Source organism: Vibrio sp. OPT46 (assembly GCF_015163535.1).
In the GTDB taxonomy this organism is placed as follows: domain Bacteria; phylum Pseudomonadota; class Gammaproteobacteria; order Enterobacterales; family Vibrionaceae; genus Vibrio; species Vibrio alginolyticus.
The window spans coordinates 1-900 of record NZ_JADDYG010000530.1 but is presented as its reverse complement, the minus strand read 5'-3'; the positions used below and the strand labels follow the sequence as shown (position 1 = coordinate 900).

Sequence of the window (900 nt, the reverse complement as noted above, 5' to 3'; positions counted from 1 at the left end):
TGATTGCACGTTAGATGAACTACAAAAGCTCGCAAATCAATTGCAAGGTGAAGACGAGGATTACTTTAGTCGCACACAGGATGAAGTATTCTTTCAATTCCCTCACCTTTACGACTTTTATCGTGAATTGAGAATGTTACGAGGTAAAGACGGCTATTCTATTTTAAAGAAAAAGTATGACTTGTCTGAGCAGAGCATGTCCGATTACTTAAAAGCATTAGAGTTGTTGGATCTCGTTTACGTTGATGAAGATAAAAATATAACGCTGCACGGACCTTTATATTATAGCTATGCAGAGAACTCCAAGCTCAACGACAAATATACCGAAATCATAAAAGAGCAGACGACTACCCACGATAAGTGTGTTCGCGTTGCTTTGGCGCGTATGAAAATTACCGAAGAACAGCTTTTGTTACTGGAAGATCAAGTCGCAAAGACCGTCATCGATTTTCATTCCAAAAATGTTGTAGCAGAGAACTTTAATGTCTCTGATTTTACTAATATTGTTCTACTTGCTGGGCCACATCAGCCAGTCACATTCTCTGACGGCATTATTGAGACAGAGGGGCGATTTATTGATGATATTCGTTATGCCATCGCATCTGCAGGTGATAAGCCAAGCCTATCTATATAGATTTTGAGCCTTTTTTTGAAGAGAGTTTCTGAAAGGGCGTTGCAAAAGAAAAAGCCTAAGACAGCAAATACTTTGTAAGTAGGGCATTCAGCGGTGTTTGCTCTTAATTCAGACTTAAAGTGTTTTGGGCTTATTTCGAATAATACCTGTTCAGTATCTACTTTCGTCATTTTTAACATGCTGATTTCCTTCGTTGTTCCTCCCAAAGCCTCTCTCGCTTCCTCTACAAAGAAACCATTCTCGTTGAACCAAGCATCCTGTAGCTA

At 39.3% G+C, this 900-nt stretch carries 2 protein-coding genes; one reads left to right on the top strand and one right to left on the bottom strand.

All coding sequences use genetic code 11. From position 1 onward, the window contains the following. The coding region (locus IQR33_RS21475; RefSeq protein ID WP_193844036.1) for an XRE family transcriptional regulator at nucleotides 1-634 on the top strand (634 nt) is incomplete at its 5' end. Here the strand turns inward: IQR33_RS21475 and IQR33_RS21470 are convergent. Further along, complete coding sequence (locus IQR33_RS21470) at nucleotides 589-813, bottom strand: hypothetical protein (protein WP_053306944.1); 225 nt, start codon at nucleotides 811-813, stop codon at nucleotides 589-591. The two genes, IQR33_RS21475 and IQR33_RS21470, sit on opposite strands and share 46 nt — an antisense overlap. Nucleotides 814-900: the final 87 nt, after the last annotated feature.

Excerpts from the sequence above, each read along its gene's own strand:
- IQR33_RS21470 (WP_053306944.1), bottom strand. The coding sequence starts at position 813 with ATGTTAAAAATGACGAAAGTAGATACTGAACAGGTATTATTCGAAATA.